We start from the raw sequence: 1727 nt of genomic DNA, 5'->3' as shown, positions 1-1727 counted from the left end.
GGCATTCATCAGCACGGTGTCGCGATAGGCGCCGGCAGCGCCGCCCAACATATCGCGCAAGGCTTTGGCATTGTAGTCCGCATCGCCGCCACGCAGTTCGTCCCTGCTGTGGCGCGGCAACCCGACCGCTTCAGGCGTCAGGGTGAAGCTGCGGATCTCGCCGCCGATCAGTTCGGCGACCTGCGTCTCGCCGGTGGTGGTGATCTCGTCATAGCCGTCGCCATGAGCAACCCAGGCATGCTCCGCACCCAGTGCCTTCAGCGTCTCGGCAACCGGCAGGATCCATTCCGGCAGGAACACACCGACCAGCTGCCGCTTGACGCCAGCTGGATTGGAGAGCGGCCCGAGCAGGTTGAAGATGGTGCGGGTGCCGAGTTCGACGCGGGTCGGACCGACATGTTTCATCGCTGGATGGTGCGCGGGCGCGAACATGAAACCAATGCCAGCCTCGTGGATGCAGCGGCCGATGAATTCGGGCGAGATGTCGATCTTGACGCCGAGCGCAACCAGCACGTCGGCGGCTCCTGTCAGCGAGGACAGGCCACGATTGCCGTGCTTGGCAACCGGCACACCACTGCCGGCGATGACAAAGGCCGATCCCGTGGAAATATTGACGCTGTGGGAATTGTCCCCGCCGGTGCCGACGATATCGATGGCGCCGTCCGGCGCGTCGACTTGCAGCATCTTGGCCCGCATGGTGGCGACGGCGCCGGAAATCTCGCTCACCGTCTCGTCGCGCACGCGCAGCGCCATCAGGAAACCGCCGATCTGGCCGGGGGTCGCATCACCCGACATGATGATGTCGAAGGCCTCGCGCGCTTCCTCGAAGGAAAGCGCGCTACCGGTCGCGATCTTGGCGATATGGGTTTTCAGCGCGCTCATCTTGTCGAGGCTTGGGCGACGGCGGCCTGGTCGACGCGAACGTCGTACTGCGTCTGCAACTGCGCCACCAATTGGTCGAGCAGGTCGTCCGACATGCCGGAGGTGAAGGATTTCTGTGCGTCATCCGGCACCGAGCTGGCATCGGCCCCGGCGGGCTCGAACACTTCGGCGACCTTGTACAGTATCTGCCCGTCGCCGGTAGGCGAGGGGATCAGGCCGGTACCGCCTTCGCCGACTCCGAACATCGCTGCGGCACCTTCCTTGCCGAAATCGACGTCGTCAGCCTCGCGCTTGACACCGCGCTTGGTCTGCTTTTCCAGCTTCAGTTCGCTGGCAATGACATCGAGCGTTGCGCCGGCCTTGAGCCGCTTTTCCAGCTCGTCAGCCTTGGCGGCGAGCCGCTTGCTTGTTTCCGCCGCCGTCCAGTCGGCCACGACTTTCTGACGAACCTCATCCAGCGTGCGGTCGCGAGCCGGCGTGATGGACGCCACCTCATAGAAGACGAAGCCGTTGTCGGCTGTGGTCAAGGCATCGTTTTCCGTGTTGGGTTCGGCGTCGAAGACGGCTTTGATCAGCTCCGGCGATTGCGGCAGGTCCTTGACGATGCTTGCATCTGGCCGCAGTCCACTGCGATCGATGGCATCGATGGTGACGACCTTCAGCTTCAGCTTGGCCGCGGCGTCGGCCAGCGAACTGCCGGCGGCGCGGGTGTCATCGTAATTGTCGCGCACGTCCAGAAGGATGCGGCTTGCCTCGCCCAGCGCCAGATCCTTGCGGATCTGGTCGGACACCTCGGCCAGCGGCTTCACCACTTCGGGCTTGATCTCGGTGACACGCAGCAGCAC

The 1727-nt window shown here is 64.2% G+C and carries 2 protein-coding genes; both read right to left on the bottom strand.

Annotated elements, in window-relative coordinates:
• A partial coding sequence (gene trpD / locus EN925_RS34705; RefSeq protein ID WP_128337310.1) for an anthranilate phosphoribosyltransferase occupies positions 1–882 on the bottom strand: 882 nt, incomplete at its 3' end.
• Positions 879–1727 (bottom strand): peptidyl-prolyl cis-trans isomerase (locus EN925_RS34700; protein WP_206633103.1); only part of this gene is annotated, 849 nt, incomplete at its 5' end. The genes trpD and EN925_RS34700, both read right to left, overlap by 4 nt.

It is taken from the genome of Mesorhizobium sp. M7A.F.Ca.US.006.04.2.1 (assembly GCF_004022915.1).
Lineage (GTDB): Bacteria > Pseudomonadota > Alphaproteobacteria > Rhizobiales > Rhizobiaceae > Mesorhizobium > Mesorhizobium ciceri.
This window is presented reverse-complemented; position numbering and strand designations above follow the sequence as displayed.